The following is a 13,668-nucleotide window of genomic DNA, read 5'->3' on the forward strand; positions in this document are numbered from 1 at the left end:
GAACCATGCATATCGAACTCGCGCAACTGCCCTGTGAAGACGGCAACCTCAAGGCCAACCTGGCCAATGCTCTGCAGGCCGTGGCCCGCACCGGCAATGCCACGGACCTGATCGTCTTCCCCGAAACCTTCCTCAGTGGTTTTCCGACCCCGGAGAACGTTGCCAGCCTGGCGCAGCCGCTGGATGGCGCGGTGGTCGGCCTGCTGCAGGGCGCCGCGCGCGAGCACAAGCTGTCGATTGCCATCGGCCTGGCCGAGGTGCGCGACGGGCGCTTCTTCAATACCACCATCCTGCTGACCCCGGACGGACTGGCGATGGCCTATCGCAAGGTGCACATGTGGGCCTCCGATCAGGGCGTGTTCAGCCCGGGTGATCGCATCGAGTGTTGTGACTGGCGCGGGCTGCAGGTCGGCAGCCTGATTTGCTATGACATCGAGTTTCCGGAGTCGGCGCGCGCCCTGGCCGCGCTGGGCGCCGAGCTGCTGCTGGTCACCGACGGCAATATGGACCCCTATGGTCCGGTACACCGTCGGGCCATCGTGGCCCGGGCCATGGAAAACCAGATGTTTGCCGTGCTGGTGAATCGCTGCGGCGAAGGCGCCGGCCATCAGTTCCCCGGCCAGAGCGTGGTGGTCGATCCTTTCGGCGAGATCGTCGCCGAGTGCGGGGCTGGCCCGGAACAGCGGGTGGTCGAACTGGACATGACGCTGCTGAGTCGTTCGCGCAGTCAGTATGACTACCGCCACGAGCGCCGCATCGGGCTGGGTGGCGCCATCCGGCAGGATGATCAGGGGCACCGCTGGTTCGAGATTGACAGCACAGAGGCGCACTGAAACCGGCGCCGCCTGCGTTTTGCAGCGAAGTGCTTGTCAAATGTCATAAAGCCAATTACATTGCAAGTCATGGAAAACATTCGCACATTTCTCTCCGGACACTCCGCCGCCCTGCGCGGGGTGTCGCCGTGCGTGTTTGCCAAAGCCAAAAAACAGCTGCTCATCTGACCGGAGCGTGCTGTTCCGTCAGGTGAGCGACGGAACAGGCCCCGGTCTCTGCTTACTCTTGCCCTGCCTCCCGATCGCCCGCTGCTGACGGACCCGAATACGGTCTTGTACTCACAGAGAGGGTGTCAACATGGATTTTTCCGGTATCTGGGTGCCGCTGGTTACGCCGTTTCGCGACGGGGCGGTTGACCACATCGCCTTGCGGGCGCTGACCGAACATTATCATCAGGCCGGCGTGGCCGGCATCGTGGCGCTGGGTACCACGGGCGAAGCTGCTGCCCTGGACGACGACGAACAACTGGCGGTGATCGACAGCGTGCTGGCCGTGGCCGGCGATCTGCCGGTGATCGCCGGTCTGGCCGGCAATCACCTGGGCCATCTGCATGCGCGCCTCAAGGCGTTCTGCCAGCGGCCGATTGCCGGCCTGCTGACCCCGGCGCCGTACTACATCCGTCCCAGTCAGCAGGGCCTGGTCGACTATTTCACCGGGCTGGCCGAACTGAGCAGCGTGCCGCTGGTGCTGTACGACATTCCCTATCGCACCGGCGTGCGCATGGAACTGGATACCCTGCTGACCCTGGCGGCCCATCCGAACATTCGGGCCATCAAGGATTGTGCCGGCTCGGTGGATACCACCCAGACGCTGATTGCCGATGGCCGCCTGCAAGTACTGGCCGGCGAGGACATGAACCTGCTCAACACCCTTTGCATGGGCGGCAGCGGTGCCATTGCCGCCTCGGCCCATATCCGTCCCGACCTGTTCGTGGCGCTGCAACAGGCCGTCGCCGCCTGCGAGTTGCCGCGAGCCCGGGCCATCTTCCATGCTCTGGCGCCGATGATGCGGCTGATGTTTGCCGAAGCCAATCCGGGTCCGGTCAAGGCGGCACTGGCGCTGCAGGGGCGGATTCACAATGAATTGCGGGCGCCGATGAGCGAGGTGTCACAGGCGCTGGCGCTGCGCCTGCAGCAGGGGCTGAGCGCGCTGGATCAGCGTGCACGCGGCCTGGCCGACTGACTAAGGCTGACTTAATCGAGCAATGCGATGATGCGTACCGGAACCCGAACGATGGTGTCGGGTCTGAGTACGATTATCAACATTGCATGCCTTAGTTATTTTAAATATGGAACACCTCAATCAAGCACTGTTTCTCAAGTTGAATGCGGCGGCGGACGCCAACTTTCAGCTGTTTGCGCTGGCCTATCTGTGCGGCGAAATGCTGATCTGGTTTTTACCGCTGATGCTCGTGGCGGGCTGGTTGCGCGGCAGCGAACCGACCCGCCGCGTCATGCTGGAAGTGTTCCTGTCGGCCTTGCTGGCCCTGCTGGCCAACCAGATCATCGGCATGATCTGGCCGCATCCGCGACCCTTTGCCATCGGCCTGGGGCATACCCTGATCGCGCATGTGGCCGATCCATCCTTTCCCAGTGACCACATGACCCTGATGTCGGTGACCGCGGCCAGCCTGTGGCTGCAGGGCTGGCGCCAGGCCGGCCGGCTGTGGGCCCTGATGGCCGTGCTCACGGCCTGGGGACGGATCTATCTCGGCGTGCATTTCCCCTTCGACATGCTCGGCGCCGTACTGGTGGCCTGCATCGTGGCGCGCCTGACGCGGCAATACGGCGCCATGCTGCTCGACCCGCTGCATCGTCGTCTGCAGCGGCGCTGGTATCGGTTGCTGACGCGCTGAGCCGGCTCAGACCAGCACGGCGCTGTGAGGCTGGTGCGCCTTGTCGCGTTCGAAGTCGCCCTGCGGCACCGGCGGGCTGAACAGATAGCCCTGGCCGATGTCGCAGCCCTCCTGCAGCAGGAACTGCCACTGCGCCGCCGTCTCCACCCCCTCGGCCACGACCTGCAAGCCCAGGCTGTGGCCCATGCTGATGATGGCGCGGACGATGGCGGCATCGTTGGCATCGGTCAGAATATCGTGCACAAAAGAACGGTCGATTTTCAGCTGCTCCAGCGGCAGCGTCTTCAGATACGACAGCGACGAGTAGCCGGTGCCGAAATCATCCAGGCTGAACTTCACCCCCATGGCGCGCAGCGTCGCCATCTTGGCGGCGGACTCCGCCATATCGTGCAGCAGCAGGCTTTCCGTCAGCTCCAGCTTGAGCCGCGAGGGGTCGATGTCAAACCGCGTCAGCAACTCGCGGATCTGCGGGACAAACTCGCAGTGCCGGAACTGGCGCGCGCTGACATTCACCGCCATGGTGATCTGGCTCATGGTCGGGCAGGCCTTCCACAGCGCCAGCTGACCGCAGGCGATCTCCAGCACACGCAGGCCCAGCTGGTGCACCAGACCGCACTCTTCGGCCAGGCCGATGAATTGCGCCGGCGGGATCAGGCCACGTTGCGGATGCAGCCAGCGCACCAGCGCCTCGGCGCCGATGATGCGGCCATCGCGGTCAATCTGCGGCTGGTAATACAGCACCAGATGATCCTTGCGCAGCGCATTGCGCAACTCGCTCTCCAGCGAACTGCGCGTTTCCAGCTCGGCCTGGGTGACCGGATCGAAGAAACACAGGGTGTTGCGCCCGGCGGCCTTGGCCTGATACATCGCCAGATCGGCGTGCTTGAGCTGCTCCTCGACCGTGGTCTGATCCTGGTCATTGAACATGGCGATGCCGATGCTCGGGGTATTGTGGAAATCCACCTTGTCCAGCGGGTAGGGCTGATTGAGTGCCGCCATGATCATGTCGGCCACTGCGCGGATCTGGCTGGCGGCCTTTTCCCGCCGCGCGTCCAGATCCTCCAGCAGAATGATGAACTCGTCGCCGCCCAGACGCGCCACGGTATCCTTGGCGCGCACACAGGCCTTGAGCCGCTTGGCCACCATGACCAGCAGACGGTCGCCCATGTCATGGCCCAGCGTGTCATTCAGCAGCTTGAAATTATCCAGATCAATGAACAACAGCGCGCCATGCTGGCGCGAGCGCTTGCAGCTCACCAGCGCCTGTTGCAGCCGCTCCAGCAGTAACTGGCGGTTGGGCAGACCGCTGAGCGAGTCATAGAAGGCCAGACGGCGAATTTCATCCTCCGAGCGCTTGCGTTCGGTGATGTCGCGTACAAAGGCGTAAATCTTGCCGCCATCCCCGCCGGCGCAGGTGGCCGAGATTTCCGCCGGCCAGTGACTGCCATCCTGCCGGCGCATGCGGCATTCAAAACGCTCGCTGCCATGGTGCACGATGCGGTGAATCCGTGCCGCCACATCCTCGCGGGTGGCATTGAGCTCCAGCTCGTCGACCGACAACTGCAGCAAGTCGGCACGGGCATAGCCGCACAGCCGGGCGAAGACATCGTTGGTTTCCAGCAACTGGCCATGATTGTCGATGGCAAAGAAGCCATCGACCATGTTCTCCACCACCTGGCGATACTGATGATCCAGCCGTGATTTTTCCAGCTCGGCATCCATCGCCTGCTTCATCAGTCGCGCGGCCTGGCGATAGGGGGTGATGTCCTTGGCCAGCAGCATCAGATAGCGCACCCCCTGTACCTCCGGCAGGGTGAACTCGCAATCCACTTCCATCATGCGGCCGAAGCTGGACACCATATGCAGCTCATAGTGCTGCGGCTGCCCGGTTTCCAGCGTGCGCAAGGCCACCGTCAGCAGACCGGAGTTGGCCCAGGTGCTGACCTTGCGGAAATTCTGCGCCAGCAATTGCTCACGTGTGGCGCCGGCCAGATCGGCCTGCGCCTGATTGGCCATGATGCACTGGCCATCGCTGTGGTACAGCGACATGCCCACCGGCGCCGTCTCGAACAACTGACGGAAGCGGCCCTCGGACTCCCGCAGGGCCGCTTCCGCTTTCTTGATCGGCGTGATATCCAGAATCAGGGCAAACAAGCCGTGAATCTGATCGTCCTGCCGGTCCGGAATCAGATGAATCTGCGCATGCCAGTGCTGTGTGTTGTCGGCCCGGCTGACACGATAATCAAAGATCTGCGGTGTGCCGGCCAGCGCCTCGCGCAGACGCGGCAGCGCCAGCTGGAAATGCTGAGCCGGAATCAGATCGGCCAGCGGCATGCCGGCCAGCCGGTCGGGGGCAATGCCGTACCAGTCGCAATAGCCCTGGTTGCCGAAGCGATGGCGCAGATCCGGATCGTAATAGCTGATCAGCGCCGGCATATTGTCGAGGATGGTATGCAGCTCCTGCTCGCGCTGACGCAGCAGGGTGGTTTTTTCGGCCACCAGCCGCGCCAGCTCGGCGTGATGCAGCTGGGCTTCGGTGACATCAATCAGTGAGCCGATGATGGCCGGTCGCCCTTCATGCATGAAACGCCGGCCGTGTACCTCGACCACCAGCGGCGAGCCATCGGCGCGCACGGCATTGAAATGGTAGCGCAGCGAGTCGGCCGTCCCGTCCAGACGTTGCTGAATCTTCTCGGCCACCTGCTCGCGGTCCTGCGGCGCCACCAGCAGCATCGAGCGCTTGTCGAGCAGGGCCTCGGCCGAGGCAAAGCCAAAGATGTCGGCAAACGCCTGATTGGCGTAGACCACGCGACCATCCTGCACGATATACACCCCGGTAATCGACTGCTCGACCAGCGCGCGGAACTTGGCCTCCACCTCGGCTTTTTCCCGTTCGGCGCGTTTCTTTGGCGTGATGTCGCGCGAGATGCGCGAAATGCCGATCTGCCAGCCCTGCCGGTCCAGAATGACCGACACCGTGGTGGATATATCCACCAGATGGCCATCCTTGTGGATGCGCTGCGTCTCATAAGCCGGGACATGCTCGCCCTGCCGGACCCGGTCGAGGATCGCCTGCTCATGGGCCAGCAGCCAGGCGGGCACCAGCAACTGCGCCGACTGGCCAATCATCTCTTCCGCCCGGTAGCCGAACAACTTTTCCGCCCCGCGGTTCCAGTGGGTGACGATGGCGCCGTCGCGCGTCGAGACCACCGAGTCGTCGGTGGAGTCGATCAGCTGGGCAAACGCCTCCAGCTTGCGTTCGACCCGGGTGCGCAGGCGCAGCGCGGACAGGGAGCGCTGGCTGAGGGCACTGATGCACAGGCCGGCAGCAGCAAAGGTGGCCAGACTGCTGAACGGTACCGCCGAGCCCGGATAGACCGGCTCCCAGGGAATCAGGGGATCGCTGGCGGACCAGACCCCGATGGCGGTGGCCAGCATGCCCGGGACAAAACCACTCAGATAGGCACTGAGAATCACGGGCAGCATGCCGACCAGCAGCAGGGCGTGCCCGGTCAGCAAGAAGGGGTGCAGAGAGTGAATAACCAGCGGCAGCAGGGCCAGCACGATGGCCAGCACGATTTGCAGAGCGCGGGGCCAGTGCTGCAGCGGATCATCGCTGGCGGAAAACATCCACGTCACGGTTGGGGACTTCCTCCGGGGCAGAGTACATGAAAAATGAAATTGTCATGGCAGTGTACCCGAATGCCCGGGGTGCGCAATATGCATGGCGCATACTGTGGCTGATATGCCCTTTGGGTATCGTTTTGAAATTAATCAAATTTTCAGCATTTAGCACTTCAATCAAAAAAAGAACTGTGCATACTTATCTGGTTTAAAAAGTTTTCAAGTACCCCAAACGGGTTACTTATACAAAATAAAACAAATCATGCCGGCCAGGCGCGGGAAACGATTTAAAATCGCCCTGGCTGACATGCTCATACGACATCCGTCTTCGTCCCCGGCCTCCAGTGTGTTGTGTCGGCGATACGGCGAGGTGGCCAGGTTAACAAGAAGGGGGCATGACCATGCGCAACAATCAACCGGTGACCAAACAAGAGTACGTCATCCCGCAAGGCGTATTCATCTATTCCCGCACCGACCTGAGAGGGATGATCGTCGAGGTCAACCCGACCTTCGCCGAAATCAGCGGCTATGAGCCGGCCGAAATGCTCGGCCAGCCGCACAATATGATCCGTCACCCGGACATGCCGCCGGCGGCCTTTGAAGACATGTGGCGTAATCTCAAGGCCGGCAAACCCTGGAAAGGGGTGGTCAAGAACCGGCGCAAGAACGGCGACTTCTACTGGGTCGTGGCCAATGCGTCGCCGGTACGCGAAGACGGCCAGGTCGTCGGTTACCAGTCGGTACGCACCAGCCCGACCCGCGCGCAGATCGAGGCCGCCGAGGCCGCCTACCAGCGCATCAACGGCGGAGATCGCCGCATCCGCGTGCAGGAGGGCCGGGTGGTCAAGAACCGCTCGCCGCTGATGGAAAAGCTGATCTCGCACGAGTCGCGGCTGTATGGCTTCGTTCTGCTCGCCTTCCTGACCCAGCTGACCGGTGTCCTGTCCGATATGGACCTGATCCCGCAACTCGAACGCTTCCATCAGGGACTGTCGTTCACCATGCTGGCCCTGTCGCTGTACATGGGGATGATCTACCTGCCCAAAGCGCTGGGACGCTTGCAGCGCATCAGCAACTACCTGTCGCACGCCCTGTCGGTCGGTGATCTGACCGACGCGCCGGTGCCGCAGCAGAACGATAGCATCGGACAGGTCTCCGGCCAGCTGGAAACCCTGATGTCGGCCATGCGCGCCACGCTGCAGGTGATTGCCGATGCTTCGCGCGAAGTGAATGCGTCCAGCGACGCGCTGCAGGGCACGGTGGCCCGTCTGGCGACGGCCGCCGAACAGCAGAGCGCTACCTCGTCCGCCGCCGCCGCCGGGGTGGAGGAAGTGTCGGTCTCGATCGGCGAAGTGGCACAGCATGCCGAATCCACCCATGCCGTGGCGGACGAGACCCGGGCGATGGCCGAAGAGGGGGCCCGCCTGTCCGGCAAGGCCACCAGCACCATCCAGGCGCTGGCACAGACCGTGGCGCAATCGGCCGAAACCGTCGAACAACTGGGACAACGTACCGAAGAAGTGGGCAAGGTGGCCGCGGTGATCAAGGACATCGCCGACCAGACCAATCTGCTGGCCCTGAACGCCGCCATCGAGGCGGCACGCGCCGGGGAACAGGGGCGTGGCTTCGCCGTGGTGGCCGATGAAGTACGCAAGCTGGCCGAGCGCACCGCGCGGGCCACCCAGGAAATCGATCACATGATCAGCGGCATCCAGCAGGAAACCGGCAATGCCGTGGACGGCATGCGTCAGAGTGCCGATCAGGTCGGCCTGAGTGTGAGTCTGGTGCATGATGCCGAGCTGTCCCTGCAGCGCATCAATCAGGAGATGCGCCGGACCCAGGAAATGGTGTCGCACATCTCGCATTCCTCCAGCGAGCAGAGCGTGGCCATGCAGTCGATGGCCCAGGGCGTCGAGCAGGTGGCCCATCTGACCGACGAAAACCTGGCCGTGGCCCACCAGACCGAATCCATCACCCATCAGCTGCAAACCAGCGTCGGCAAGATGCGCAAGGCGGTGACGCAGTATCGCGTCTGAGGCCCCGCGGGCCGTGTCTGCCGGCAAGTGGTCCGGTCGCACGGCCCGATTCTGGCTCTTGGCCGCGCCGGCCGCGGCGGCTACAGTCTGCGCTCTGATGTGACGGGAGCGTTCATGAACCGGCAGTACACCTGGCGCTGGCTGGCGCTGCTCATGGCCGTGGTCTGTCTGCCCAGACTGACCATCGATCTCTATCTTCCTTCCCTGCCTGCGATGGCGAGCGAGCTGGCGGCCACCCCGGCCGAGGTCCAGCGCACCCTCAGCGACTACATGATCGGTTATGCCTGCTCCATGCTGCTGTGCGGCCCGCTGGCCGATCGCTATGGCCGACGTCCGGTCTTGCTGGGCGGCCTGGCGCTCTATCTGCTGGCCACCCTGGTCTGCCTGTTTGCCGCGCGCATCGACGTCCTGACCGCCGCCCGCCTGCTGCAGGCACTGGGCGGGTGTTGCGGCACGGTCGTCGGACGCGTGATCGTCAAAGACCGCTTTCCCCCCTCGGCCCAGGCCTCGCTGCTGGCCCATCTTTCCAGTGGCATGGCGCTGACGCCGGTGCTGGCCCCGATGCTCGGCGGCCTGATCGAGACCCATGCCGGCTGGCGCGCCGACTTCCTGCTGATGGCCTTGCTGGGCGCCGTGCTGCTCTGGCTGATCTGGCGCCATGTGCCGGAGACCGTGACGCTACAGACCCGGCAGCAGGCCCGCACGCCACTGGCCCGCCAGTACGCCTTGCTGCTGCGTGACCGCGACTTCCTGCGTCCGACCCTGACCATCAGCCTGGGCTATGCCACCTACTTTGCCTTCATCTCGGCATCATCCTTCCTGTTCCAGCACGATCTGCAGCTCAGCCCCCTGCAATACGCCGGCTGCTTTGCCCTGTCGGTGCTGGGTTATCTGCTCGGCGCGCACCTCATGCGGCGCCTGGCCGGGCGCCTGGCGCTCGATCGCCTGCTCGGGGGCGCCTGCCTGCTCAATCTGCTGGCCAGTCTGCTGCTGTGGCTGAGTGTCCGGATCTGGCCAGCCTCGCCCTGGGCCATCGTGCTGCCGATGATGCTGCTCATGCTCTCGGTCGGGGTGCTGATACCGGCCTGCCAGCTGGCCGTCATGCAGGCCCATCCGCAGCGGGTCGGGACCGCTTCGGGACTGTTTTTCTTCGTGCAGATGAGTTGTGCCGCCCTGTGCAGTACGCTGATCGGCTGCCTGCCCGGCGGCGCCGCAGTCATGGCCGTCGTCATCCTGTCGGCCAGCCTGCTGACCAGTCTGGCGTGGTTCGCGCTGGCGCCGCGCGGCGTCAGGCCGCGAGTGACAGCATAAAACGCCAGGCCATGGTGCCGGCGGTGATGAACATCACCAGCGCCACCCCGCCATCCAGCCAGCGCCAGCTGTTCGGCCGCTCGAACCAGGGCGCCAGCCGCGTCGACAAACCGCCGACCAGACTGAACCACAGCACCGACGCCAGCAGGGCGCCGGCGAAGAACGAGGGACGCGCCTCGGGCAGACAACTGGCCGAGACGCCGCCGATCAGTACCACGGTATCAAACCAGACATAGGGGTTGAGCAGCGTCACCGCCAGAATCGTGCGGATGGCCGCACTGCGCTGATCGGCCACCTTGCCGCCGGGCAGACCGCCGGCCGGACGCAGCGCCGCGCGCAGCGAGCGCAGGCCGAGCCAGGCCACCAGCAAGGCCGACGCCAGCAGCGCCATGCCGACAAAACCGGGAATGGCATTGAGCAGCTTGCCCATGCCCAGTACCCCCAGGCCGATCAGCAGGAAATCACTCAGGATGCAGATCAGAATGATCGGCACAATGTGTTGCCGGGCCAGGCCCTGGCGGATCACGAACGCATTTTGCGGGCCGATGCTGACAATTTGCGAGGCGGCCAGCAGGGCGGCGGAACCAAATACGGCAGGTGAAAAAATCATGCGTCCCCCAGATCAATTTGCGTGGTGTGACGGTCCAGCAGGAAAGGCTGCAGCTCGGCGGCACACGGTGCCAGCTGCGCGGCCAGCCAGTCCATGCCCGGTTGCGGGTCCGGCAGCGTCCGGTCGGGGCGTTCGCTGACAAACACCACATCGCGGGTCTGCCCGGTAATCTTGTGCAGATCCGACTCCAGCCAGTTCAGTGCGCGGCAGACCACCTTGCCCGCCCCGTCCAGCCAGACCACTTCGCCGGCACCGGGCAGCTGTACCTCATCGGGACGGCCCAGCGGCACAAAACGCTCCTGACCCTGCGCCAGCGTCAGGCGCAGTGCGCCGGACAAACAGCGAATATCTTCGCCGCCGAAGGGGCTCAGACTGCGTAGCGAAGCCTGGTTATACCAATCCACCAGCGGGTTGATACGGCGCAGACTGTCGCGGTTGGCCGCCTTGACCAGATAGGCGATCGAGCTGCGGGCATGCTTGTCGCCGGAGAGCTGCTTGTGCAGCGCCTTCCAGTGACGGATGACGGGCTCGGCCTGCTCCTCGGCGGCTTGCGGCCAGGCCGGAAACGCCAGAGCAGCCACCGCCGCCTGATCGATGCCGCGCACCAGCAGGCCGCTGACCTGCATGTCGGGATACTTGGCCAGCAGGCTGGCGTCCAGTTCACATCGCATGATTTCTCCTTGATTGTTCAATATGTTATGCACGCAGTGTGGCAAAAGCGCTTGCCAAGGTAAACAAAACTAAAGATATTTAAGATAGGCTAAAAATATCTTAATGAGGTCGAGATGCAATTTGACTGGCGCAAGGGCGAGGCACTGCTCGCCGTGCTGGAAGAGGGCAGCTTCGAACGGGCGGCCGAACGCCTGCACCTAACCGCGTCGGCGGTATCGCAACGCCTGCGCGCACTGGAGGAAGAAATCGGTCAGCCGCTGGTCCTGCGCAGCCGCCCCTGCCAGCCGACCCCGGCCGGCCGCAAGATCCTGCTCTATCTGCAGCGCAGCCGGCTGCTGGAGCAGGAGTGGCGCGCCGAAATGGCACTCGAAGATCAGGGCTGGCTGTCGGTCCCGCTGGCGGTCAACCACGACTCCATGGCGACCTGGCTGCTGCCGGCGCTGGGCGAGTGCCTGCAACAAGAGCGCATCCTGCTCGACATCACCCTGGATGACCAGACACACACCCAGGGCCTGATGGAGGCCGGCCGCGCCGTGGCCGGCATTGCCAGCCAGCCCGATACCCTGCGTGGCTGTCGGGCCGAGTGGCTCGGCCACATGCGCTATCGCATGGTGGCCAGCCCGGCCTTCGTCGCGCGCTGGTTTGCCGCCGGCTTCACACGCCAGAGCGCACAGCGGGCGCCGCTGGCCGTGTTCGACCGCAAAGACCTGCTGCAATGGCAGGTCCTGCAACAGGTCTTTGGCCTGCCGGCCTCGGTATTACCCTGCCTGTACCTACCCTCCAGCGAGGCCTTCATGCGGGCGATCCTTCAGGGCCTGTGTTATGGCCTGCTGCCGGAGCTGCAGGCCAATGCCGAACTGGCACAAGGCCAGCTGATCGACCTCTTGCCGGCCCATCCGCTGGATGTCCCCCTGTGGTGGCACTGCTGGAACCTCCAGCCCCCGCGACTGGAACGCCTGACCCGCGCCGTCTGTGACGGTGCCCGCAGCAGCCTGCGCCAACCCACGCCCTGACCCCCTTCGGGCTGATCCCGTTCCGGTTTGTGGCTTGCTGTGGCAAGGTGGCTGGCTCATGATGCGTTTTTGTCTTGCGCCGGAAAGGTCATGCCGTGACGTCGTCTGTTTCTCCTGCCGATCATCCTTTTGCCGCCGCTGCCCGTGATGCGGTGTATCAGGCCATTTTCAGCCGCCGTGATGTGCGCGGTCAGTTTTTGCCCGATGCCATTGAGGATGAGGTGTTGGCGCGTATTCTCCTTGCGGCGCATCACGCGCCATCGGTCGGCTTCATGCAGCCGTGGAATTTTCTGCTGGTGCGTTCACCGGCGGTGCGCCAGCAGGTGCATGCCCTGTTTTCCCAGGCCAACGAGGAGGCTCGGGTGCTGTTCAGCGGCGAGCGGCGCGAACTGTACAGCCGCTTCAAGCTGGAGGGGATTCTCGAGTCGCCGCTGAATCTGTGCATTACCTGTGACCGCCAGCGCAGCGGCCCCCTGGTGCTGGGCCGGACGCATATCAGCAGCATGGATCTCTACAGCTGCGTCTGTGCCGTGCAAAACCTGTGGCTGGCGGCGCGTGCCGAGGGGCTGGGCGTCGGTTGGGTGAGCATCTTCGATCAGCAGCGGTTGCAGACGGTGCTGGGCATCCCCGAGCAGATCGTGCCGATTGCCTATCTGTGCCTGGGCAAGGTCAGTCATTTCCATGAAAAGCCCGAGCTGGAGAAGGCCGGCTGGCTGCCGCGTCTGCCCGCCGATGAGCTGGTGTTCATCGATCAGTGGCAGCAGGGCGCCGCGCAGGACGACCCGCTGATAGCCGCCCTGAAGCAGCTGCAACAGGCCGAGTCCGAGGGGCGCTTCCCCGGCTGAGTGCCTTGCCGAGCTTTGCTTCACTGCGTTTTCTCGCTAAAACGATAGAAGGTGCCTGGTGCATGTCTGCCAGGGGGCGAGGCGAGCAGGCAGCAGCGGGGGTGACGCATGGCAAGGTCAGCGTGGTGCCGGATGGGGCTGATGGCGCTCTGGGGCATGTTGCCCTGGCTGGCGCTGGCCTCGACCACCGTGATTCACGCCGTGACGGAAGAAACCCCCTGGGCGTTTGTCAGCAATGGCAAGGTCGCGGGGACCGCCACCGAGGTGGTGCAGCGCACCCTGACGCGTGCCGGCTACCGTTTTCAGCTCAGCCTCTATCCCTGGGCGCGCTCCTACGAAATGGCGCTGCGCCAGCCCGATGTGCTGATCTACCTGATCGCCCGCACCCCGGCGCGCGAGAACCAGTTCAAATGGGTGGGCGAAGTGGTGCGCTTCCGCCCCTATCTCTACAAGCTCAAAGACACCCCGCCGATCACGCTGCACAGTTTGTCCGATGCCATGTCATACAACATCGGCGTGGTGCGTGACGATGTCAGTCAGCAATACCTGCAGAAAAAGGGCTTTCATCGTCTGATCGTCTCCAGCAGTGCGCTGAACAACTTTCAACTGCTGCTGGCCCGTCAGGTACAAATGATGCCGCTGCTGCCCGAGGAGCCGGCCGCCTACTGTGCCAGGCTGAAGGCGGATTGCACGCGGCTGGAAAAAGTGTTCGCCCTGGATGAGCTGACGACCAAGCTGTACATGGCCTATAGCCAGCAGACGTCGGACGAGGTGGTCAACCGTACCCGACAGGCCTTCGAGGCGCTGCGGGCGGCTGGCGTGGTCGATCACATCATGGCGCCGCGCTGAGCGGCCGGTCGGGAGGACT

11 protein-coding genes are annotated in these 13,668 nt (G+C 63.9%); 8 read left to right on the top strand and 3 right to left on the bottom strand.

Annotation, left to right across the window (positions count from 1 at the left end; translation table 11 throughout):
* Positions 1–5: 5 nt before the first annotated feature.
* The 3 genes from AACH39_RS15415 to AACH39_RS15425 all read left to right on the top strand — a co-directional run bounded on the left by AACH39_RS15415 (position 6) and on the right by AACH39_RS15425 (position 2,689).
* Positions 6–833, top strand: coding sequence for a carbon-nitrogen hydrolase family protein (locus AACH39_RS15415; RefSeq protein WP_338620523.1), 828 nt, complete (start codon positions 6–8; stop codon positions 831–833).
* A gap of 298 nt (positions 834–1,131) precedes the next feature.
* On the top strand, positions 1,132–2,016 hold the full coding sequence (gene dapA, locus AACH39_RS15420; protein WP_215777868.1) for a 4-hydroxy-tetrahydrodipicolinate synthase: 885 nt from the start codon (positions 1,132–1,134) through the stop codon (positions 2,014–2,016).
* A gap of 106 nt (positions 2,017–2,122) precedes the next feature.
* Positions 2,123–2,689: an undecaprenyl-diphosphatase gene (locus AACH39_RS15425; protein WP_215777865.1), complete on the top strand. Its 567-nt coding sequence runs from the start codon at positions 2,123–2,125 to the stop codon at positions 2,687–2,689.
* A 6-nt stretch (positions 2,690–2,695) separates the two neighbouring features.
* Here the strand turns inward: AACH39_RS15425 and AACH39_RS15430 are convergent, their stop codons facing one another.
* Positions 2,696–6,319: a PAS domain S-box protein gene (locus tag AACH39_RS15430; RefSeq protein ID WP_338621285.1), complete on the bottom strand. Its 3,624-nt coding sequence runs from the start codon at positions 6,317–6,319 to the stop codon at positions 2,696–2,698.
* Between the two features lie 395 nt (positions 6,320–6,714).
* On the opposite strand from AACH39_RS15430, the gene AACH39_RS15435 reads away from it, so the two are divergent.
* Positions 6,715–8,349, top strand: coding sequence for a PAS domain-containing methyl-accepting chemotaxis protein (locus AACH39_RS15435; RefSeq protein WP_215777860.1), 1,635 nt, complete (start codon positions 6,715–6,717; stop codon positions 8,347–8,349).
* A gap of 114 nt (positions 8,350–8,463) precedes the next feature.
* Complete coding sequence (locus AACH39_RS15440) at positions 8,464–9,660, top strand: multidrug effflux MFS transporter (RefSeq protein WP_338620524.1); 1,197 nt, start codon at positions 8,464–8,466, stop codon at positions 9,658–9,660.
* Here the strand turns inward: AACH39_RS15440 and AACH39_RS15445 are convergent.
* Entirely contained in the window at positions 9,638–10,270 is a 633-nt protein-coding gene (locus AACH39_RS15445) for a LysE family transporter (protein WP_252346083.1), read from the bottom strand. The two genes, AACH39_RS15440 and AACH39_RS15445, sit on opposite strands and share 23 nt — an antisense overlap.
* Positions 10,267–10,941 carry a phenylalanine--tRNA ligase beta subunit-related protein gene (locus tag AACH39_RS15450; RefSeq protein ID WP_338620525.1) on the bottom strand — a complete coding sequence of 225 codons (675 nt, stop codon included), beginning with the start codon at positions 10,939–10,941 and terminating at the stop codon, positions 10,267–10,269. Before AACH39_RS15450 ends, AACH39_RS15445 begins: the two co-directional genes overlap by 4 nt.
* A gap of 114 nt (positions 10,942–11,055) precedes the next feature.
* Here AACH39_RS15450 and AACH39_RS15455 point away from each other — a divergent pair, with 114 nt between their 5' ends.
* From AACH39_RS15455 to AACH39_RS15465, 3 genes are all read left to right on the top strand, one after another.
* On the top strand, positions 11,056–11,955 hold the full coding sequence (locus tag AACH39_RS15455) for a LysR family transcriptional regulator ArgP (protein WP_338620526.1): 900 nt from the start codon (positions 11,056–11,058) through the stop codon (positions 11,953–11,955).
* Between the two features lie 95 nt (positions 11,956–12,050).
* Positions 12,051–12,800: a 5,6-dimethylbenzimidazole synthase gene (gene bluB, locus AACH39_RS15460; RefSeq protein WP_338620527.1), complete on the top strand. Its 750-nt coding sequence runs from the start codon at positions 12,051–12,053 to the stop codon at positions 12,798–12,800.
* A gap of 108 nt (positions 12,801–12,908) precedes the next feature.
* Complete coding sequence (locus AACH39_RS15465; protein ID WP_338620528.1) at positions 12,909–13,649, top strand: transporter substrate-binding domain-containing protein; 741 nt, start codon at positions 12,909–12,911, stop codon at positions 13,647–13,649.
* Positions 13,650–13,668 lie beyond the last annotated feature (19 nt).

The organism is Paludibacterium flexuosum, from assembly GCF_037076605.1.
Classification (GTDB): domain Bacteria; phylum Pseudomonadota; class Gammaproteobacteria; order Burkholderiales; family Chromobacteriaceae; genus Paludibacterium.